Origin of the sequence: Pseudomonas sp. IT-93MI4, assembly GCF_949767635.1 — a bacterium.
In the GTDB taxonomy this organism is placed as follows: domain Bacteria; phylum Pseudomonadota; class Gammaproteobacteria; order Pseudomonadales; family Pseudomonadaceae; genus Aquipseudomonas; species Aquipseudomonas putida_A.
The window spans coordinates 238,646-259,162 of the sequence record NZ_CATKPP010000054.1 but is presented as its reverse complement, the minus strand read 5'-3'; the positions used below and the strand labels follow the sequence as shown (position 1 = coordinate 259,162).

Here is a 20,517-nt window from a genome sequence, read left to right as displayed (position 1 = left end):
TCATGAGCTTCCAGCTCACTTGAGATCGAATGGCACAAACGGGTTGTGCCATGCGTGTTCCTATTTAGCGAAGAGCTGGCTCATATCCTTGAACGCCTTGAACTCAAGAGCGTTGCCGCACGGGTCAAAGAGAAACATGGTGGCCTGCTCGCCTACCTGGCCTTTGAACCGAATGTACGGTTCGATCACAAACTCGGTACCAAAGGACTTCAAGCGTTCGGCCAGCGCCTCCCATTGTTCCCAACCCAAAATGATGCCGAAGTGCGGAACAGGAACATCGTGTCCGTCGACCGGGTTGCTGTGAACGCTCTCTTGTGAGGCTGTTTTCGGATGTTCGTGGATCACCAGTTGGTGACCATAAAAATCGAAATCGACCCATTGCGTGCTGGAGCGCCCTTCTTCAAGACCAAAGACCTCACCGTAGAAGGTGCGCGCCGCAGCCAGGTCATAAACAGGGATCGCGAGGTGAAATGGCGAGAGGCTCATCAGAACTCCAAATATTTTTTGTTGGTTGGCGAACATTTCCACCGTCATCAGCTCTCTGGGTTCAGCCGGTGCCGGGGATGGAAAACATCCTAGGACGGAAAACCAAACATAAAAATCAATATATATTTCTCAGAAACACAATTAATATTTGTGAATGATCAAAGAACTGAAAACACTCATTGCGGTGGCGCGGGAAGGCACATTCGCCGCTGCCGGGAACAAGATCGGCCTGACCCAGGCCGCTGTCAGCGCGCAGATTCAGCGCCTGGAAACCGAACTCGGTTTTGAGATTTTCGACAGGAAAGGACGTTCGGCCCATCTCAACAAAATGGGTCACCAGATACTTCTGCAGGCGCAGGAGTTACTCAGGCTATACGACAATCTGGGTTCCACTGCGCTGGGCCAACCTACCAACATACTCATCAACATCGGTGCGATCGCATCCGTGCAACGTTCCTATTTGCCCGATGCGCTGGCGAAGTTTCACCAGCAGTGTCCGCAATGCCGCACACGTGTCATTCCAGGGCTTTCAATGGAGATGGTGAACCTCGTAGACGCCGGCGAAATCGACATGGCTGTCATCATTCGACCGCCCTTCTCTCTTCAAAGTGACCTGCGCTGGACGACGCTGGCGCGAGAGCCCTACCGACTGATCGTGCCACGCGAGCTGGAGGGAAATGACTGGTCGGAACTGCTGTCCAGCCAGCCATTCATTCGCTATGACCGATCATCTTTCGGCGGCCGGCAGGTTGATCGTTTCCTGCGACAGATGCATTTCACCTTGCAGGAAGTTTGCGAACTGGATGAACTGGAGGCCATCATCAAACTGGTGGAAAAAGGTGTAGGCATAGCGCTGGTGCCACAGACAGAGCCCCATCAGGAATGGCCCGAAGGTGTACGAGCGATCGATTTGGGACAACACACCTTTCACCGGGATATCGGGCTGGTACATCGATCTCGACAGAGTTTCACCGAGCCTGTGCGAATTTTGGCTCAGCTTATAAGTGATCAGGTAACCGCCGTTGCAGAATAATAGTCGCCAAGCGCGGATCGAAATGCTGTGCAGCGACGACGCCAGCAATGATTGAAGAACTCAGCGCCTGACGGCGAACCACCTACGGCGCTGTGTTTTTCAGACCTTGCTTCAGGTAATCAGAACTGCCTGTCTGCCTGATCATGATCATGATCATGATCATTGCTGCTTGGCAGCATTCGTCAGTGCGTCTTCAGCGCACGTTCGACGCTGATAGCAAGCGGCGTGGTTGGTCTCCCGATGAGTTCAGCCAAAGCGCGCTCGTTGCTGTAGAGCGCTCCCTGTGAAGCGCTGACGTCATAGGAAGCCAATGCTGCGGCGAGCTCCTTCGGCAAGCCGGCACCTTCGAGTGCGGCGGCGTAGTCGGCTTCCGGGAGGTTGCGATAAGGGATGTTCTTGCCGGTCTGCTTCGAGATTTCTGCCGCCAGATCGGTGAGCGTCCATGAGTTATCGCCGACCAGTTCATAGGTCGCGTTTTCATGGCCATCAGCAGTCAACACCACGGCGGCGGCTTCAGCCAGATCCTCGCGTGTCGCTGACGAAATCCGGCCTTCGCCTGCACTACCAAACAGCGCGCCGTTAGCCAGTGCCATACCAGCGAAACCGGTGTGGTTTTCTGTGTACCAACCATTGCGCAACAGCGTGTAGAAAAGTCCGGACGCCTTGAGGGCAGCCTCGGTTGCGCGGTGTTCGTCGGCAAGTTGCAACACGGACGAATCGGCGTGCAACACACTGGTGTAGACAATGCGCTGGATGCCCACCCTCTTCGCCGCCGCGATGACATTGGTGTGCTGCGCAGCACGTTGCCCGATTTCGCTGGAGGAGATCAACAGCAAGGTTCCCACTCCGGACAACGCCGCATCCAGCATCTCGGCCTTGGAATAGTCGAACGCCCTTGCCGCAACGCCCAGCCCTTCTGCCTGTTCCGGCTTGCGCGCCAGGGCAAGAATACTGCTCGCGGCAACTCGCTGCTTCAAGTGCTCAATGACGAGGCGGCCCAGTTGGCCGGTGGCTCCGGTAACGGCAATGCTCATGCGGTGACTCCTTGGTGAACGGAAGAGTTGAAGAAACAGCCATGAGCGAATATAAGAAATTAGATTACTTAAAGTAAGTACGTACAAAAAGGTAAGTGCATGAATACGAACGCGCCTTCGAAATCATCAGAAAAGCCGTCTGCAGTCCCATTGTCCGAACGATTGAGGCGCGGCGACGTGCTCGCGCCAGAGTGCCCGTCGCGTGAAATCCTGAGCCACCTGACAAGCCGCTGGGGTGTGCTGGTGCTGATTGCCCTGCTGCCTGGCACGCTGCGGTTCAGCCAGTTACGACGCAAGATCGGCGGGGTCAGCGAACGAATGCTGGCGCAGACGCTTCAGTTGTTGGAAGGCGATGGGATGGTGGCGCGTCACGCCTATGACGTCGTGCCGCCACATGTCGAATACACGCTGACGCCTATGGGGATGGAAGCCGCAGTACGGGTGCGCGAATTGGCCGATTGGGTGGAAACGCACTACGCAACCGTGCTGCGTCAGCAAGAGATGGCAGCCGTGGATAAAAGCTGAATGTCTTTCGCTTGAGAAGCGTTAAAGCCCGTCCATTTCACTCTCGTCGCAGAAGAGTATGGGGAGCAATGCCGAAGGTCTTGCGAAAAGCGTGGCTGAAATGAGAGAAGTCCGAGAAGCCGAAATCCAGCGCCGCCTGGGAAATGCTACGGACTTGACCACGCTCGATCGCGTCGCGGCTGGCGAACAACCGTGCCTTCCAGATTTCCGCGACCGGCGATTTCTGATGGCGGGCGAAAGCGCGCGTCACTGTGCGCGTGGAGACATGGTGAGCTTGAGCAATGCGCTCGAGTGAAAGATCCGCCTCGGTCAGATACTGATGGATGTAATTCATGATTCGGCCGTACAGGTCCAACTCGTCATGTGTCTGCTTTAAATCCTGAAGCTCCAGGCTGACCACCAAGAGGTCGAGCAACGTGCTGGAATAACGACTGGACAAGCCTGGTTTTTGGAAGCCTGAAGCCATGCTCGCGGCCTGGCGCAACATTTCGCGTAACGGAATTACCCCTGGACGACGATCATCCAGAACCATGGCGGTGCACTCCGCTATGCCGGGCAGCCGCTGGCTGAGCAATTGTCGCGGAATGCGCACAAGGTGGTTATCGGTACCACCGAAGCTGAATCTGAAGGGCTGGGATGCGTCGTAAAGGAACAGATCGTCCGCCGCCAGCTTCGTCCGCCGGTCAGCCTGCTCCAGTTCGCCATAACCGCTGCGGGTAAAGCCCAACCACAAATCGTCATTCGGGTCGCTGCGCAGGTGCTGGGCGGTCCGCTCCCAATAATGCAAGGGTGCGGACAACGTGCAGATGTCCAATGCCCCCATGCCATGCACCTCCAGCGCCCCGTCGAAATCGCTCTGCGCCAGCAGTTTGCTGTCGGCGTCCAGGCAATGGTGACACACCACCTCCTTCCAGTAATCGAACCGTTGGGGCGCCGTGACGGCAAGCGTTGAATACTGACATGTCTGGCTCATTGCATGGACCTCGCGGCGGCGGTTCAACAAAAAAGCGTGGTAACGTTTTTTGCGAGCTCAGCAATTATCAGGCCATCTGCTCAGTCTCACGTCCAGCGCTTAGCCGCGCCGCGAGATCGCCCTCCGCACACTTGGCAGACAGTGCCTCCCCAGCACTTCCCCTGCAACTTTCCTGAGCATTTCGTCCCTTGTTTCACAAGCCCCGCACCATCACTGCGCATCGATGAGCTGGCCATTTACGGCTGTCCTTTTTAACCAAACGGTTGTCCATTCGAGCCAAGCACATCCCATCTCCCCTCGATAATTTTCACTCCATGCCGTGTCCCTCCCGACACCAATGACGAGGTGCCTCATGCAACGACGAGAACAGCAGCGACTGTCCGATTCGTCCTGGTTTTTACAGCGCTGGGACATGGCACCCGAAGAGTTCGCCAGTTACCTGGTGCAACTCGGGACCTTGGCGCTGCAACGCCGATGGCGTGGTCCTGATCGCAAAACAACAACATCCACTGGCCTGTAGAACAGCGAACCGTCCGTTTGAGACGGGAATAAAGGAGCCCCCATGGAATCTGCAATCGATAAACATCTGAAATGTCCGCGGACTTTGTCGCGTCGCGTCCACGACGAATACCAGCCACCCTTCCCCATGTTTGTGGGACGGGCTGACGAAAACGTGAAGCAAGTCGTGATGGCTTACCTCGGGGTGCAATTTCGCGAAGAACAACGCGCCGCCGCCCTGCAGGCCATACGCTACATTGACGCCAGCTTCGCCCTCGCCGATGGCCCCGGGCATTACGACCTGACCTACCACCTCGACAATCAGGGGTATGGAAACTTCATCGCCGTGGGCTACTGGCGTGATCCCGTCGCCTATCACCGTTGGCTGCTTTCACCGCCGGTGGCGAATTGGTGGGGCGACGATGCGCGCCTGAGCGAGGGGCTGGGATATTTCCGTGAAGTCATGGCCCCGCGCGCCGAGCAGTTCGAAACGCTGTATGCCTTCAAAGACGATTTGCCAGGCGTCGGTGCGGTCATGGACGGCATCAGCGGCGAGATTGAAGAGCACGGCTACTGGGGCTCGGCGCGCGACCGCTTTGCCATCTCCCAGACCGACTGGATGCAGCCGACCAGTGAGCTGCAAGTCATTTCAGGCGATCCGGCCAAGGGCGGCAGGGTCGTCGTACGTGGCCACGACAACCTGACGCTGATCCGCTCCGGACAAGACTGGGTCGAAGCTGGCGAGGAAGAACGCGCGCTCTATTTCAACGAGATGCTGCCGCCCCTGCAAGACGGCATGAACTTCCTGCGTGACGAGGGACAGGCGCTGGGCTGCTATAGCAACCGTTTCGTACGCAATATCGACCTCGATGGCAATCTCCTCGACATCGCCTATGACATCGGTCACTGGCGATCGCTCGACAAGCTGGAGCGCTGGGCAGAATCCCACCCCACTCACCTGCGCATTTTCACCACGTTCTTCCGCGTGATCGGCGGTCTTTCGAAGCTGCGGCTGTATCACGAGGTCTCGGTGGCGGATGGTAGCCAGCAACTGTTCGAGTACATCAACTGCCACCCGCAGACCGGGATGATGCGCGACGCACACGTGTCGCCCGCCTGACTCCATCGCTGACTCCACTTTTAGCCCTGCGCGTTGCCTGACTGGCGATAGCGGGGCTCTTTTTGCCCGAAAAAAGGATCTTCGATCATGAAACGGTTCCGCTACCTGGCGCTTGCAGCCCTGCTCCCCAGTCTTTCCTCCCACGCGCTCGAGGTCGATCCTGGCGACTACGAGCCGCTCCCCGTGGGCGCGACCATCGGCGTGGTCTACTACCAGCATGCCAGCACCGACAAAGCCTATTCCAACGGGCACAAGACCAGCTCCGATTTCAACCTGACATCCGACGTCGGCATTTTGCGTCTGCTGCACGTCTACCAGTTGAGCGAGCGGCTGACCATCGAACCGCAATTCCTGTTGCCCTTCGGCCATGTGTCAGGCGGTGGTGATGCGTCTGCGCTGGGCGACGCCAGCGGCATCGGCGACCTCATTCTTACTGCGCCACTCAAGTACCGTCTCAACGACGCCAACGACACTCTCGGCGCGACCGCTTACCTGTACGTGCCAACTGGCAACTACGACAAGGACGACGCGCTCAACCTTGGCGAGAACCGTTGGAAATTCGATCTGCAAGCCGCTTACGTCAAGCACTTCACAGAAAAGTGGGCCATCGACCTCGTGGGTGACGCCATCTGGTACGGGGACAACAACGACTACGGCGCCAGCTCTGCCCGTCGCGAGCAGGACGTTTCCTATGGCGCCCAGTTGATGGGGCGCTACATGCCCGACGAGACAACGGCGCTGGCGATCGGCTTCGGCCACAGTTGGGGTGGGGAAAACCAGGTCGATGGTGTCAACCAGGATGACAGGATGGAAACCACTAACGTCCGCGTTACGGCCAGAAAGTTTCTGACCGCCAGGGACCAATTCCAGGTGCAACTTGGACGCGACCTTGCGGTGGAGAACGGCCCCAAAGAGGACTTTCGCATGAACCTGCGCTACGTCAGGGTTTTCTAGCCCCCTCCTCCGCGCAGCCCGTATCCAGCGTGCCAACCGGCTCATGAGATGCCCCTGATCTTAAACGGAGTAACCCGACAATGACCGACCAGCAACCCACCGCAGAACAACAACCTTCCCTCTACACCCGTCTTGGCGGCTATGACGCGATTTATCAGTTCGCAGGCGCCGTGTTGAGAAAAACCATGGGCCACCCCGCCATCGGCCACATCTGGGCCCATATGTCGGAATCGACGTTCCAGAAGGAACACATCAATTTTGTCGACTTCCTTTCCGAGCACTGGGGTGGCAGCGCCAAATACAGGGGCCGAGACATGGTCACCGCGCATCGCGGGATGGGGCTGACCGAGGTGCACTGGCAAGCGGTGCTCGATTGTCTGGAGGCCTGCTACGACGACTACGGCCTGGCCCCGGACCTGCGCAAGGAGGTCAATGACTTCCTCATCAAGTTCAAACCGGCGGTGATCGGCAGCCCCTCCTATCGGGATGTGGTACTCGCGCACCCGGAAATGGACCCGGCCAAAGGCATGAAGAGCGTCGGGGTTGTCTGGCCGAAACCCGGGAAGTCGTCCCGAAAACCGACCACGGCCGAATCCGAAGACTGACACGCTCGGCAAAAACCGGCGCCACCGCAATACGGCGTCCCGCTCAACCAAGTGAATGTCCTCCTCAACCAAGCGCCGCTCAATGTGCGCAGATAGCTTGATACCAGCCCGGTCGCGACATCGCCAATCGTGCGCACCGTAACCGGGCTTCTCCGAGACGACGTTTGAACAGACATTGCCAACCCAGCAGGTTGGCACAGGACACAGGACACCCCATGGCCATCATCCGCCCGACGCTCGAACAAGTGCAGGATCTCGCCAGCCGCCTGCACATACAGTTGACTCCCGAGCAAGCCAGCGAATACCTGGCGCTCATGCAATCCAGTTTTGATGCCTACGATCTCGTCGATGAGTTGCCAGACTTCATCCCCCCGGTGTGCTACGAGCGCAGTGCCGGTTACCGCCCTTCAAGTACGGACAATCCGCTGAACGCCTGGTACTACAGAACCGAGGTGATGGGCGCCAGTTCGGGCAAGCTTGCCGGCAAGACGGTTGCGCTCAAGGACAATATCTCTCTGGCCGGTGTCCCGATGATGAACGGTGCCGCGCCACTGGAAGGATTCGTACCGTCGTTTGATGCCACTGTGGTGACACGTCTGCTCGACGCTGGCGCCACCATCCTCGGCAAAGCCACTTGTGAACATTACTGCCTCTCCGGTGGTAGCCATACCTCAGACCCAGCCCCTGTGCACAATCCTTATCGCCATGGATTCACCACCGGCGGCTCGTCTTCCGGCAGCGCAGCGCTGGTGGCGTCGGGTGAAGTCGACCTGGCTGTCGGTGGCGACCAGGGCGGCTCCATCCGCATTCCGGCAGCCTGGTGCGGCATTTATGGAATGAAGCCCACCTTCGGTCTGGTGCCCTATACCGGCGTCATGGCGATCGAGGCAACTTTCGACCATGTCGGCCCGATGACGAGCAACGTCCGGGATAACGCTCTGATGCTTGAAGTGATGGCCGGCATCGATGGCCTCGACCCGCGCCAGACCGCTCCTGAGGTCGATGCCTATAGCGATTATCTGGAACGAGGCGTGACCGGGCTGCGGATCGGAATTCTCCAGGAAGGTTTCCAACTCGCTAACCAGGACCCGCGCATCGCAGAAAAGGTGCGCAGCGCTATCGCCCGGCTCGAGGCGTTGGGTGCGCGGGTCGAGGAAGTCTCGGTTCCCGAACACAACCTGGCGGGGGCATTGTGGAGCCCTATCGGCTGTGAAGGCCTGACCATGCAAATGATGCACGGCAACGGCGCGGGTTTTAACTGGAAGGGGCTTTACGACGTGGGCCTGCTGGACAAACAGGCCGGTTGGCGTGACCAGGCCGACGCACTGTCGCCATCACTCAAGCTGTGCATGTTCGTGGGTCAGTTCGGTCTGGAGCGCTACCACGGTCGCTACTACGCCAAGGCCCAGAACATTGCACGCTTTGCCCGGGCCGCCTATGACCGGGCGCTGAATACCTATGACCTGCTCGTCATGCCGACCGTGCCGATCACCGCCCAGCCACTCCCTGAACCGGGCTCTTCCATCACCGAAACCGTCACACGTGCGTTGGAGATGCTGGGCAATACGGCCGCTCAGGACATTACCGGGCACCCCGCCATGTCGATCCCTTGCGGCCTGGTGGACGGACTGCCCGTGGGGCTGATGCTTGTCGGAAAACATTATGCCGAAGGCACCCTGTATCAAGCGGCAGCGGCATTCGAGGCCTCTGTCGATTGGCGGACGCTGTAAATCGGCGCATCGCGCTGAACGTGAGTAGCAAATTCAGAGGGGTCAAAACATGAGCCATACGCACGAACATCATCACGATCACGATCACACCGAGCCCCCCGAGGCCATCGCCCTGCGCGTCAAGGCGCTCGAATCCCTGTTGATCGAAAAGGGTCTGGTCGACCCGACCGCCATGGATGCGCTGGTGGACACTTATCAGCACAAGGTCGGCCCGCGCAACGGCGCTCAGGTGGTCGCCAAGGCCTGGTTCGATCCCGATTACAAACACCGACTGCTGGAAGATGCCACCGCGGCGATTGCCGAACTGGGTTTTTCCGGCGTGCAGGGCGAAGACATGGTGGTGGTGGAGAACACCGCGGCCGTGCACAACGTGACGGTCTGCACGCTGTGCTCCTGTTACCCCTGGCCAACCCTGGGCTTGCCCCCCGCCTGGTACAAATCCGCGCCCTATCGCTCACGGATAGTCATCGACCCACGCGGCGTACTGGCCGAATTCGGTTTGCTTGTTCCCGATGACAAGGAAGTGCGGGTCTGGGACAGCAGTGCCGAGTTGCGCTACCTGGTACTGCCGGAACGTCCGGCGGGCACAGACGGCTGGAGCGAGGAACGCCTGGTCGAGCTGGTGACGCGTGACGCCATGATCGGTACCGGCCTGGCCAAGATACCGGGCGACGCAGCCTGACCCCGCGAAGGAGAAAACCATGAACGGTGTACACGACTTAGGCGGTATGCACGGGTTCGGCCCGGTGCTCACCGAAGACAATGAACCGGTGTTCCATCACGACTGGGAACGCAGGATCTTTCCGCTGTTTGCCTCGCTCTTCGTCGGCGGCTACTTCAATGTCGACGAATTCCGCCATTGCATCGAACGCATGCAACCGGCGGAATACTTGCAGTCGAGTTACTACGAACACTGGCTGCACGCCTTCGAGACCTTGCTGCTGGAAAAAGGCGTGATCAGCGCTGGCGAACTGCAGGGCACGGTCAAACCGGCCTCGCCGACGCAGCCCCCAACGGTGCTCACACCAGACATCGTCGAGGCGGTGACTCTTGGCGGCGCTTCATCCAGGGCGAAGGAGCCGGTCGCCGGTCGTTTCCGGGTCGGTGACCGAGTGCGGACGAAAAATTTCAATCCAACCACCCACACCCGACTGCCGCGTTATGCGCGCGGCAAGGTCGGGACCATCGAGATTGCGCACGGTGCGTTTGCCACCCCTGACACGATGGCCCACGGTCTGGGCGAACAACCGCAACAGGTCTACGCCGTGCGCTTCAGTGCGACAGAACTGTGGGGCGTGGCGCGACCGGACAGTGTCTGCATTGATCTGTGGGACAACTATCTGGAGGCCGTATGAACGCCAGCAAGCTTCACATCCCGCCCATCACCGGGCTATCTCTGGACAATGAAGGCCCAGTGTTCGACAAACCCTGGCAGGCCCAGGCCTTTTCCCTGCTGCTACACCTGCACCAAACCGGTCTATTTCCCTGGAAGGACTGGGTGCAGACATTCAGCGATGAGATCAAGGCAAGCCCGGCGCAGCCCGGAGAAAGCATCAACGACGCTTACTACCGGCAGTGGATTGCGGCCATGGAAAGGATGGTTACCGCGCTCGGTTTGACCGCTTTCGAAGACATCACCCGGCGCACCGAGGAATGGCAGCAAGCCTACGTGAACACGCCCCATGGACAACCGGTCACGCTGCTCAATGCGAGTTGCCCACCGCCCCATGGACACGAGCACGAACACCTGCCACGGCGCGAGCCGGTAGCGATAAGCCGAGCCGCAAACTGACCGCAGTCATCCGTTTTTTTACTATCGAGGTCGCGAAGCGGCCAAGGAGCATCCGTCATGCATATCGAACCTGATCTGGTGGAAGCCGGAAAACTCTGGCTGAGCTATGTCACTGCCGCAGGTGTCGGCGCCTACACCGTCAAACTCGCTGCGCAAGCCATCGGTGAGCGTGGGGTCTTTTCGCTGCTGGCTCGGACTGTCACTGCCACGGCTCTGGTCTTCAGCTTCTTCGAGCTGCTGCCGCACTATCCGGTCGGTGTTTCCGAGGTGCATCTCATCCTGGGGTCAACGCTGTTTCTGCTGCTTGGCGCCGCACCTGCTGCGGCGGGTCTCGCCCTGGGGCTGCTGATTCAGGGCCTGTTCTTCGCGCCATTCGACCTGCCGCAATATGGCATGAACGTCACCACGCTACTGGTACCGCTGTGCGCAGTCGCTGCCCTGGCCAAACGCATCATTGCGCCCGACACGCCGTATGTGGAACTGAGCTACAGACAAGCGCTGGGGCTGTCGACCGCCTTTCAGGCAGGCATTGTCGCCTGGGTGGCGTTCTGGGCTTTCTACGGAAAAGGCTTCACAGCCGAAAACGCCCTGTCGATTCTGACCTTTGGCAGTGCCTACATGACCGTGATCACCCTCGAACCGTTGCTGGACCTGGCCGTACTGGCCGCGGCCAAGGCCAGCCATCGTCTGCGGGGTAGTTCGCTGCTCGAACGCCGTCTGTACCAGGCCGCCTGAGTCGACGCACTCCAGTCCGCATCAGCCTGCCCCCGAGCATTCGAAGAGCGTAATGCTCGGGGTATCAACCGCAGGAGCCGCCCCGCGACTGCCGTAGCAGCCGCGAACGCTGAAGATGGCTTCCTATGGCTTACTGATCTTGAACCAGATGGAGTACATCGCCGGCAGGAACACCAGCGTCACGATGGTTCCGACGAACGTGCCGCCGATCAGTGTGTAAGCCAGCGTGCCCCAGAACACCGAGTGCGTCAGTGGAATGAACGCGAGGATGGCCGCCAGCGCAGTCAGCAGTACCGGGCGAGCACGCTGTACCGTGGCTTCGATCACGGCGTGAAACGGATCAAGTCCCTCTTGTGCGTTGTGATGGATTTGTCCGATCAGGATCAGTGTATTGCGCATCAGAATCCCCGACAGGGCGATCAACCCGACCAAGGCGTTGATACCGAACGGCTGCTGGAAGAGCAGCAGTGTCGGCACCACACCAATCAGCCCGAGTGGCGAGGTGAGGAACACCATGATCATTGCCGATACCGAACGGACCTGCAGAATGATGATCAGCAGCGTGACGGCGATCATGATCGGCAGCAGTGGCAAAATCGCTTGGCCGGCCTTGCCCGACTCCTCGATCGCCCCCGATTGCTCGATACGATAACCCTCCGGCAGCGTGTCGATGACCGGCTGCAGCGCCTTCGTGATCACGCTTGAAACGTCCGGAGGCTGCAAGCCTTCGGCAATGTCGCCGCGTACAGTAATGGTCGGCGTGCGGTCACGACGCCGAAGGACGGGATCCTCCATGCGCACATCCACTGTCCCCACTTGCGACAGCGGAATCCGCTGGCCCGCCGTGCCTACCAGCGTAAAGCCTTGAATTTTTGCAGGGTCGAGCCGGATGTCCCCCGCCGCTCGCCCGGTCACTTGTACCGAACGGATGTCCTCACGAACGGCCGTGATCGGTACCCCGGCAAGCAGAAACTGCAACTGCTGCGCGACCGCACTGGAGGTCAGCCCCACCGCCTGCAAGCGGTCCTGATCCAGGGTGAAATGCAGCGCGGGTGTCAGCGGCCCCCAGTCAGTATTGACGGTTCGCATCAAGGGGCTCGCCTGCATCACGGTCTGTACCTGAGCGGCAATCTCACGCAATGTCGAGGGATCAGGCCCCATCACCCGGTAGGCGACAGGAAACGGTGAATACGGCCCAAACACCAACTGCGTCACCCTGACCCGCGCTTCTGGAGCCAGCCCTTCGGCGACGGCCTCGCGCAGACGGAGCTTGAGGACTTCCCGTGCCTCCTGACTCTGCGTCAACACCACAATCTTCGCAAAAGACGGATCAGGCAGTTCCGGCGCCATGGCCAGGTAGAAACGCGGCGCACCCTGTCCGATATAGGCCGTGACGATTTTTGCTTCAGGCTGCTTTTGCAGCCAGGCCTCGACTTTGGCGGTGGTGATACTCGTCTGCTCGATGGAGGTTCCATAGGGCATTTGCACTTCAATCAACACTTCGGGACGGTCCGAGGTGGGGAAGAACTGCTTCTTGACCAGGCTCATGCCGACAACGGCCAGGACAAACGTCGCGATCACAGTACCGGCGACCAGCCATTTGCGGGCAATGACGCGCGTCAAGATCCGGCGGAAGCGGTTGTAATTGGGCGTGTTGTAAATGGCCGCGTGACCACCTTCGACCTGTTTGATGTCCGGCAACAGCTTCACGCCCAGATAGGGGGTAAAGGCCACCGCAACCACCCATGAGGCAATCAGGGCAATGCCTACGATCCAGAACATGTTGCTGGTGTACTCGCCAGCGGTCGATTGCGCGAAGCCGTTAGGCAGAAAGCCGATAGCGGTCACCAGCGTGCCGGAAAGCATCGGTGCGGCAGTGTGACTCCAGGCATACGCGGACGCTTTGATACGGTCGTAGCCCTCCTCCATTTTCACCACCATCATCTCGATCGCAATGATGGCGTCGTCCACCAGCAGTCCAAGCGCCAGGATCAGCGACCCCAAGGTGATCCGGTCAAAGTTCTTGCCCGTTGCCGCCATCACCACAAACACCACGGCGAGCGTCAGTGGTACTGCCGCAGCCACGACAATACCGACATGCCAGCCCATGCTGAGAAAACACACCAGCATCACCACCAGCAAGGCGACGAAGAACTTGATCATGAACTCGTCGACGGCTGAACTGATATTCACCGACTGATCGGTGACCTTGCTGAGTGTCATGCCCAGTGGCATGCCTTCGTTGATCCGGGTGGTCTCCACGTCCAGTGCCGTGCCCAGGTCCAGGCCGTTCCAGCCCTCGCGCATCACCACACCCAATAACAGCGCTTCCTCACCATTGTTACGCACAAGGAAGGTGGCCGGATCTTCGTAACCCCGCTCGACCGTCGCAACGTCCGAGAGCTTCAAGGTACGTCCCTGAATCGCCAGCGGTGTGTCACGAATCTTCTGCAATTTGTCGAAGGCGCCGTCGAGACGCAGGAAGACTTCTGGCCCCTTGGTTTCAATCGAGCCGGCCGGCGTCAGCACGTTCTGATTGTTCAGCGCGGCAAAAATATCCTGCGGGGTCACCCCCAGCGTGGCCAGCCGATCATGGGAGAAAGAGACAAAGATGCGCTCGCTCTGCTCACCTATGATGTTGACCTTTTTCACGCCTGGCACATGCAACAGGCGCTGGCGCAGCGATTCGGCATCACGTACCAGCAGGCGCTGCGGCTCGCCTTTGGCTTTCAAGGCAAACAACGCAAAGGTCACATCTGCAAACTCATCGTTGACCATCGGGCCAATCACGCCGGCCGGTAGCTTGATCGACTCATCGTCGAGTTTTTTGCGCGCCTGGTAGAACTCCTCCTGCACTTGGGAGGGCGGTGTAGGATCAAGCAGTGTCACCACGGTGAAGGCCAGACCCGGACGAGTGTAGGTTTCCGTGCGGTCGTACCATTTCAACTCCTGCAGGCGTTTTTCCAGCGGCTCGGCGACCTGGTCCTGCATTTCCTGCGCGGTCGCGCCCGGCCACGCCGTGATGACCGTCAGCTGCTTGACCGTAAACGGCGGGTCCTCCGCGCGCCCGAGCTGGAAAAACGCGAGGATCCCGGCAACACCGATCAGGAAGATCAGGAACACCGTGATCGAACGCTCGCGAACGGCGAGCGCCGAAAGATTGAAACGCCCCTGGCTCATGGACGGCTCCCGGCAACCTGGACGTCAGCCTGTTGAGCCAGTCTCACCTCCTCCCCCTCGCGCAGAAGATGTGCGCCTAAAGCGACAACTTGCTCACCGACCTTGAGTTCACCGTCGACACGCGCAATGTCATCGCTCACGCCCAATATCTGCACAGGCCGCCAGTTCACCTTGGTCGGGTTGCCAGCAATCACCCAGAGGCCGGGGCCTTTGCCTGGGTCATAAACCGCCGCCAGCGGCACTTGCAACACCTGTGCATTTGCGCGGCTGCCAGCGATCTGCAGCGTAACGGTCGAACCGAGCGGCGCATTGGCCAGTGCGCCCTCCAGCACATACCGCGCCTCAAAGGTGCGCGTCATGCGATCGGCCGAATCAGACAGCAGCCGCAGCCTGGCTGTCACGGCACCCGAGGTGTTGCCATAAAGTGTGGCCTGCGCGGTCGAACCTGCCGCCGGACGTAGCGTCTCGGGCAGGTGCACGATGGCTTCGCGCTGCCCTGCCCGCGCCAGTCGAACCACGGCTTGCCCGGGGCTCACCACTTGTCCTGGCTCGGCGAGCGTCTCCACCACCACGCCATCGGAATCAGCAAGCAACACCGCATAACCGGACGCATTGCGAGCGACATCAGCCTGCGCTTGCGCCGCGCTCAACTGAGCTTTGGCGGTATCTGCGGCGGCTTTGATCTGATCGTAGGCCGAGGCCGAGATGGCGCCGGCGGCGACCAGGTCGTGATACCGGGCCTCGTCATCCGCGGTCTGTATGGCTCGCGCCCGGGCGGCCATGACCGACTCTTGCTGCGCCCGCGCCTGCAGCCCGAGATCAATCGGGTCGAGGCGCATCAGTGGCTGACCTCGTTTGACCGTCTGGCCTGTGTCAACCAGGCGCTCGAGTATTTTGCCCGAGACCCGAAAACCAAGGTCAGCCTCGACGCGGGCGATCACGACCCCCGTGAAAGCACGTGAAGCCTCGGACGCCGCCGAAACCGCAGCGGACCTCACCAACGGGGCATGCGTACGGGGATCGTCAACGACGGATGAGTCGCCACACGCCGTCAGGACGAGCGGCAACAGACAAACGGCAATCGGTACAGCTAGAGGCCGGCGCATAGGTTCCGTTACTCAAGAATAGGACATGCCGGCATTTTCATTAAGGTGACCAATAATGTCAACGGTCACACATTTTCAGTGTATGGCGCATACTGACAAGATATCGTTGACCTTAAAGCTGTGACCGTAATTTAATATGGTCACTTATCATCTTCGTCGCAGGTACCTCAATGTCTCCTGTTCGCCCTGTCACGCTTTTGGTGACCGCCAGTCTGATGGCAGGCTGCGCGGTCGGTCCCGACTATCAACGACCTGCCCTCGCGCTTCCCGATCGTTACCTGAGTCAGCCTGCAGCCGGACAGACGCCGGCAACGGCGCCGGCCCGGCTGGTCAACTGGTGGGAGAGTTTTAACGATCCCGTGTTGACCGGTTTCGTCACCCAGGCGCTGGAACAGAACCTCGATCTGGCACAAGCAGCGGCGCGGGTCACACAGGCACGGGCAGGACTGGGGGCCGCAAATGCCGCTCTGTTGCCCTCCGGGAGCATTGATGGCCAGGCCGCACGCGCCTATCAATCCGTCGAAACGCCGCTCGGCCAGGTGTTGAACTCAACGCCTGGCTATGATCGCTACGGAAGTTCCTACGAGCTCAACCTCAATGCCGGCTGGGAGATTGATGTCTTTGGCGGGTTGAGACGCGAGCGCGAAGCCGCACTCGCCGAATACCAGGCCTCCGAGGCGGGCGCGACCGCCACACGCCTGGCCATTGCAGCGCAGACGGCCGATATCTACATCACCCTCCGTGGGTTGCAGGCGCGACTGGAGATTGCCAACCGCCAAGTCGAAACCCAGCAGGGACTGCTGGAGAAAGTCCGCCTGCTCTACGGCAAGGGCCTCGCTGCCCGCTATCAGGTTCAACAGACTGAGGGCGCGCTGGCGCAAGTCCAGGCGAGCGTGCCAGTGCTGCAGACCGGCCTGGATGCCGCAATGAATGCGCTGGACGTGATGCTCGGCACCCCGCCGGGGACTCACCGCACGCAACTGACCGGTACGGCGAGCATTCCTGTTGTGCCGCCGATAAACGCCTCGGGAACGCCGGCCGATCTGCTGCGTCGCCGGCCGGATCTGATCGTCGCCGAGCGCCGCCTGGCAGCCTCCAATGCACGCATCGGCGTGGCGATTGCCGAGTACTACCCGAAACTTTCGCTCAGCGCATTGCTCGGTAGCGCCACGGCTGTTTCCGGCGGCAACCTGTTCACCGGCGGCGCCAGTCAGTCGGCGGCGGTCCTTGGGTTGCGCTGGAGACTTTTTGACGTAGGCCGGATAAACGCGCAGATCGATCAGGCCAAAGGACAGGAAGCCGAAGCGCTGGCCGCTTATCGTCAGTCGGTGTTACGCGCCACTGAGGATGTCGAGAATGCCTTCTCCGCCCTGGTGAACCGCAACCTTCAGGCCACCACGCTCGCGGGAGGCGAGGCTTCTCTGACACAGGCTCGCCAAGCGTCTTTTATTGCCTATGGAAAAGGCACCGCGAGCCTGATTGATGTGCTCCACGCCGACGAAACGTTGCTCCAGGCTTCCGATGCCCGTGCGCAAGCGCGGACAGAATCGGCGCGGGCTGCGGTTGCGGCATTCAAAGCGCTCGGCGGCGGCTGGCAAGTTCCCGAAACCCTGCCTGTTGCGTCGCGATGAAGCTCGCCAGCTTTGCAAAGAATTTGGCTCGACAGTACGCAGCAAAAGGTCGATCGCGGTTTTGACGTGGGCCACGCCACGGCGTTTTCATCAGAGCCTGATGGCCAAAGTCATGGGGGTTTGACCTACAAAAAAGGGCCAACCTCTCTGCGAAAATCGGCCCGATAAACATGCCCTTGCGCGTGAGGGTCGGGAGGCAGCACGCACTCCCGGCCCCACATTGTGAGTACAGTCCTCAGCTAAAAACGGTAGCTGACTGACGTACCGAGCCCGCTCGCACTGTTCTTGTACCTGGCACTGTAGGCACCTCTGGATGACGAGCTGTCGTTGACCTTCACGCTCTCCTCCCAGAGGTAGGAATAAGCGAAGTCGATGGTGACATTTTCCACCGGCGTCCAGCCCGCACCGAAGCTGATAACCTTTCGATCGCCCGTAGGAATACGGGGGCCGCGATTGGTATTGTTGGCGGGTGATTGATCTACCGAAAACCCGCTACGCAACACCCACTGGCCGTTCAATTGATAGGCGGCACCGATGGCGTGTGCCCACGTGTCATGCCAGTTCTGCTCTTCGCTGATCGTCCCCAATTGACCGCTCAGCAACGGCGGCAGGCCGCTGTTTTCGATCGTCAGCTCCTTGAAGCGACTCCAGCGCGTCCAGGTGCTACCGACATAGAGCGTCCAGTCGTTATTGAATTGATGCGTGGCCGAAAAATCCACCGACTCCGGCGTATCCACATCCAGCGATGCGTCATAACTTCGGCCGCTGACGCCCAGCACGCTGAAGATGCCATCGGTGACCTTGGTTTTCGCATCCAGGTGGTAACTGACTTTGGAGTGATAAGTCAGCCCCAGGCGGGTCTGATCTGTCGCCTGCACCAGCACACCGGCGTTGAAGCCCAGCGCGGTGTCATCGCCCGTGCTTTTGAGCTTGCCGTCATTGCGCCCCGGGGTTAATGGATTGGGCACCATGCCCGATATCTCTCCACCGATACGGTTGATGGTCGGACCGAAACCGATCGAGACTTTTTCGTTAAAAGCGTAACTGATGGTCGGTTGGAAAGTCAGCGTGGTGACTTCGCTCTTGTTGGCGTAATAGCGTCCGGCAAACCCACTGCCGTAGTCGGTGATCAACCCGAAAGGTACATAAAACCCGACGCCGAATGCCCAGTGCTCATCGATGGGTTTGACGTAATAGCCCATCGGTACGGTGGTCGCGGGCACCATGTCGCCATCCTCCTTGCCGCCGAACGTACTGCGAGTCCGGCTGATATCGGACTTGGCGAACAATGTCGCCGCCCCCACGCTGACCTGCTCTTGTTTAAGCCGCGCCATGCCCGCCGGGTTGCCGTAGATCGTACTGGCGTCTTCGGCCGATGAAGATCGCCCGGCAAACCCGGACCCCATCCCGCTGATGCTTTGTTCGTTGAGTGCAAAGCCACCGGCCAGCACATTGGAAGACGCAAGCACGACGGCCAGGCCCACGGGGCTCTTGAGCATTGTTTTTTTCATTATCGGGACTCTATGGAGATCACTGGAATAGAACATCGAACTACAGCGAAGCCATATTATCCATGTGACCAATTCAGTCAATGGTCACGAAGAGCGAAATGTTGCGCCCTCCCGGCACTCATTGGCCGGGAACGGAAAACGTCATGTGGGGGATGTGGTTTTGACTCGAATCGACTGACAGATTTGGCCAGCGACAGTCAGGGCATGAGGCTGCGCAGGATGAGGTTGGAGGTCAGCGTGGGCGCTTGCTCGATGAAATCCAGATTGTGCTGCAACAGCAAGGGGTTGACGAAAGGTCGCAGCGCCAGATCGATCGCCTCGACAGTCTCGTCCAGTGGAGTCTTGCGCTCGAACTCCCCCGCTTCTCGTCCTTGCCGCACGATGTCGACAATAAAGTCTTTGATCTGTGCTTCATACACCTGGGCACTGTGCCAACGCTCCGAAGCGGAAAACGCCGCGATGTCATAAAGCTTGCGGTCGTTGAAGAACAGGTTCACACCCGTGGCAATGACGGTTTTTACCAATCTGCGCAAACGCTCGGTCGCCGAAAGAGATTCTTCGTTAACGGCCTGTTCGACGGCTGCAACGATTTGCCCCAGACAATTGGCGCAAATGGCCTCGCCAATCGCCTGTTTCGAGTCAAAAAATTTATAGATGTACGCCTTGGAAAAACCGATGGCCTTGGCCAGGTCGGAAACCGTGGTTTTCGCATAGCCATACTGGCTGAAGTGTTCATTGGCCGCGGCGACAATCTGGTCACGAATGTCGTGCTCGGCCGGGCCACGAGTGTTCGGCGAGGAGGCAGATATTGATAGCTGATTCATGACAGCAGCTTACTCATCCTATGGCGGGCTGACAACTTGTGACCACACAGGAATAAGGTCACAAGTCTGGCGATTTCAGATGAGGCCAGCCGTTACATCTGCTTGCCGTTACGCGCAGTGATCGCCACGGTAGTCGGCGAATCAGCCAAGGGAACAAAGCGTCGGGTTGAACCATCCAGCGCATCGATGCACCCCGCCTCGATGTCGTAGACCCATCCGTGCAGATTCATGCGCCCTTGCTCGAGCGCGAGGGCCACGGAGGGGTGCGTGCGCAGGTTCGCCAGTTGCGCGATCACATTTTCCCGAACCAGACCATCGAGCTTCGCGCGCGGTGTGTCGAATTCATGCGCCGCGTTGATCGCTTTCGCAGCGTCCGCGTGACGCAGCCAATTGGCGACCGCAGGAAGATGATCCAGACAGGTGCAGCGCGATATCGCGCCCATCGCTCCGCAGTCCGAGTGCCCGCAGATCACGATGTCCTGTACGCCGAGCACGGCGACTGCATATTCGACGGTAGCCGACACGCCACCGGGTTCGGGACCATACGACGGCACAATGTTGCCGGCGTTGCGGATCACGAATAGTTCACCGGGTTCGCGCTGTGTAAGAAGCTCAGGCACTACACGACTGTCCGAGCAAGTAACGAATAACGCCTTCGGATTTTGTGAGGTCGCGAGTTGCTTGAACAGCTCGACACGTTGCGGATATACCTCACGCTGAAAGCGCAGAAAGCCGTCGATAATGTCACGCATGAAGTTCTCCAAATCCTGATGCCGGATG

General features: G+C 59.4%; 19 protein-coding genes. 11 read left to right on the top strand and 8 right to left on the bottom strand.

Annotated elements, in window-relative coordinates; genetic code table 11:
* Positions 1-60: 60 nt before the first annotated feature.
* On the bottom strand, positions 61-486 hold the full coding sequence (locus ACM6I7_RS20270; protein ID WP_039762906.1) for a VOC family protein: 426 nt from the start codon (positions 484-486) through the stop codon (positions 61-63).
* A gap of 154 nt (positions 487-640) precedes the next feature.
* On the opposite strand from ACM6I7_RS20270, the gene ACM6I7_RS20265 reads away from it, so the two are divergent.
* On the top strand, positions 641-1,519 hold the full coding sequence (locus ACM6I7_RS20265; protein WP_139053987.1) for a LysR substrate-binding domain-containing protein: 879 nt from the start codon (positions 641-643) through the stop codon (positions 1,517-1,519).
* A 182-nt stretch (positions 1,520-1,701) separates the two neighbouring features.
* Here the strand turns inward: ACM6I7_RS20265 and ACM6I7_RS20260 are convergent, their stop codons facing one another.
* Entirely contained in the window at positions 1,702-2,553 is an 852-nt protein-coding gene (locus tag ACM6I7_RS20260; protein WP_285374174.1) for an SDR family oxidoreductase, read from the bottom strand.
* A 99-nt stretch (positions 2,554-2,652) separates the two neighbouring features.
* On the opposite strand from ACM6I7_RS20260, the gene ACM6I7_RS20255 reads away from it, so the two are divergent.
* Positions 2,653-3,078, top strand: a complete 426-nt coding sequence (locus ACM6I7_RS20255) for a winged helix-turn-helix transcriptional regulator (RefSeq protein WP_285374175.1) — start codon at positions 2,653-2,655, stop codon at positions 3,076-3,078.
* Between the two features lie 37 nt (positions 3,079-3,115).
* Here ACM6I7_RS20255 and ACM6I7_RS20250 read toward each other — a convergent pair whose 3' ends face one another.
* Positions 3,116-4,051: a helix-turn-helix domain-containing protein gene (locus tag ACM6I7_RS20250; protein WP_027611804.1), complete on the bottom strand. Its 936-nt coding sequence runs from the start codon at positions 4,049-4,051 to the stop codon at positions 3,116-3,118.
* 562 nt (positions 4,052-4,613) lie between these two features.
* On the opposite strand from ACM6I7_RS20250, the gene ACM6I7_RS20245 reads away from it, so the two are divergent.
* The 8 genes from ACM6I7_RS20245 to ACM6I7_RS20210 all read left to right on the top strand — a co-directional run bounded on the left by ACM6I7_RS20245 (position 4,614) and on the right by ACM6I7_RS20210 (position 11,485).
* Positions 4,614-5,669: a phenylacetaldoxime dehydratase family protein gene (locus tag ACM6I7_RS20245; RefSeq protein ID WP_097089776.1), complete on the top strand. Its 1,056-nt coding sequence runs from the start codon at positions 4,614-4,616 to the stop codon at positions 5,667-5,669.
* A gap of 87 nt (positions 5,670-5,756) precedes the next feature.
* Positions 5,757-6,623 carry a transporter gene (locus ACM6I7_RS20240; protein WP_097089778.1) on the top strand — a complete coding sequence of 289 codons (867 nt, stop codon included), beginning with the start codon at positions 5,757-5,759 and terminating at the stop codon, positions 6,621-6,623.
* Positions 6,624-6,703: 80 nt separating this feature from the next.
* Positions 6,704-7,228 (top strand): group I truncated hemoglobin, encoded by a 525-nt coding sequence (locus ACM6I7_RS20235; RefSeq protein ID WP_097089780.1) that lies wholly within the window; start codon positions 6,704-6,706, stop codon positions 7,226-7,228.
* A gap of 215 nt (positions 7,229-7,443) precedes the next feature.
* Entirely contained in the window at positions 7,444-8,958 is a 1,515-nt protein-coding gene (locus ACM6I7_RS20230; RefSeq protein WP_103367106.1) for an amidase, read from the top strand.
* A gap of 49 nt (positions 8,959-9,007) precedes the next feature.
* Positions 9,008-9,640 (top strand): nitrile hydratase subunit alpha, encoded by a 633-nt coding sequence (nthA, locus tag ACM6I7_RS20225; protein ID WP_115984656.1) that lies wholly within the window; start codon positions 9,008-9,010, stop codon positions 9,638-9,640.
* A gap of 19 nt (positions 9,641-9,659) precedes the next feature.
* On the top strand, positions 9,660-10,313 hold the full coding sequence (gene nthB / locus ACM6I7_RS20220) for a nitrile hydratase subunit beta (protein WP_414889143.1): 654 nt from the start codon (positions 9,660-9,662) through the stop codon (positions 10,311-10,313).
* A complete protein-coding gene (locus ACM6I7_RS20215) occupies positions 10,310-10,750 on the top strand; it encodes a nitrile hydratase accessory protein (RefSeq protein WP_414889142.1) in 441 nt (146 codons plus the stop codon). Before nthB ends, ACM6I7_RS20215 begins: the two co-directional genes overlap by 4 nt.
* Before the next feature lie 57 nt (positions 10,751-10,807).
* On the top strand, positions 10,808-11,485 hold the full coding sequence (locus ACM6I7_RS20210) for an energy-coupling factor ABC transporter permease (RefSeq protein WP_103367102.1): 678 nt from the start codon (positions 10,808-10,810) through the stop codon (positions 11,483-11,485).
* Positions 11,486-11,608: 123 nt separating this feature from the next.
* On the opposite strand, the gene ACM6I7_RS20205 is transcribed toward ACM6I7_RS20210, so the two are convergent.
* Together ACM6I7_RS20205 and ACM6I7_RS20200 are read right to left on the bottom strand one after the other, a co-directional pair.
* Positions 11,609-14,665 carry an efflux RND transporter permease subunit gene (locus tag ACM6I7_RS20205; protein WP_414889141.1) on the bottom strand — a complete coding sequence of 1,019 codons (3,057 nt, stop codon included), beginning with the start codon at positions 14,663-14,665 and terminating at the stop codon, positions 11,609-11,611.
* Positions 14,662-15,771 carry an efflux RND transporter periplasmic adaptor subunit gene (locus ACM6I7_RS20200; protein WP_027611795.1) on the bottom strand — a complete coding sequence of 370 codons (1,110 nt, stop codon included), beginning with the start codon at positions 15,769-15,771 and terminating at the stop codon, positions 14,662-14,664. The genes ACM6I7_RS20205 and ACM6I7_RS20200 overlap by 4 nt, the downstream gene beginning before the upstream one ends.
* Before the next feature lie 170 nt (positions 15,772-15,941).
* On the opposite strand from ACM6I7_RS20200, the gene ACM6I7_RS20195 reads away from it, so the two are divergent.
* A complete protein-coding gene (locus ACM6I7_RS20195) occupies positions 15,942-17,402 on the top strand; it encodes an efflux transporter outer membrane subunit (RefSeq protein ID WP_414889139.1) in 1,461 nt (486 codons plus the stop codon).
* Between the two features lie 239 nt (positions 17,403-17,641).
* Here the strand turns inward: ACM6I7_RS20195 and ACM6I7_RS20190 are convergent, their stop codons facing one another.
* The 3 genes from ACM6I7_RS20190 to ACM6I7_RS20180 form a co-directional block, all read right to left on the bottom strand.
* Positions 17,642-18,913, bottom strand: a complete 1,272-nt coding sequence (locus tag ACM6I7_RS20190) for an OmpP1/FadL family transporter (protein ID WP_414889138.1) — start codon at positions 18,911-18,913, stop codon at positions 17,642-17,644.
* A gap of 197 nt (positions 18,914-19,110) precedes the next feature.
* Entirely contained in the window at positions 19,111-19,737 is a 627-nt protein-coding gene (locus ACM6I7_RS20185; RefSeq protein WP_097089798.1) for a TetR/AcrR family transcriptional regulator, read from the bottom strand.
* 92 nt (positions 19,738-19,829) lie between these two features.
* Positions 19,830-20,489: a carbonic anhydrase gene (locus ACM6I7_RS20180; RefSeq protein ID WP_027611791.1), complete on the bottom strand. Its 660-nt coding sequence runs from the start codon at positions 20,487-20,489 to the stop codon at positions 19,830-19,832.
* Positions 20,490-20,517 lie beyond the last annotated feature (28 nt).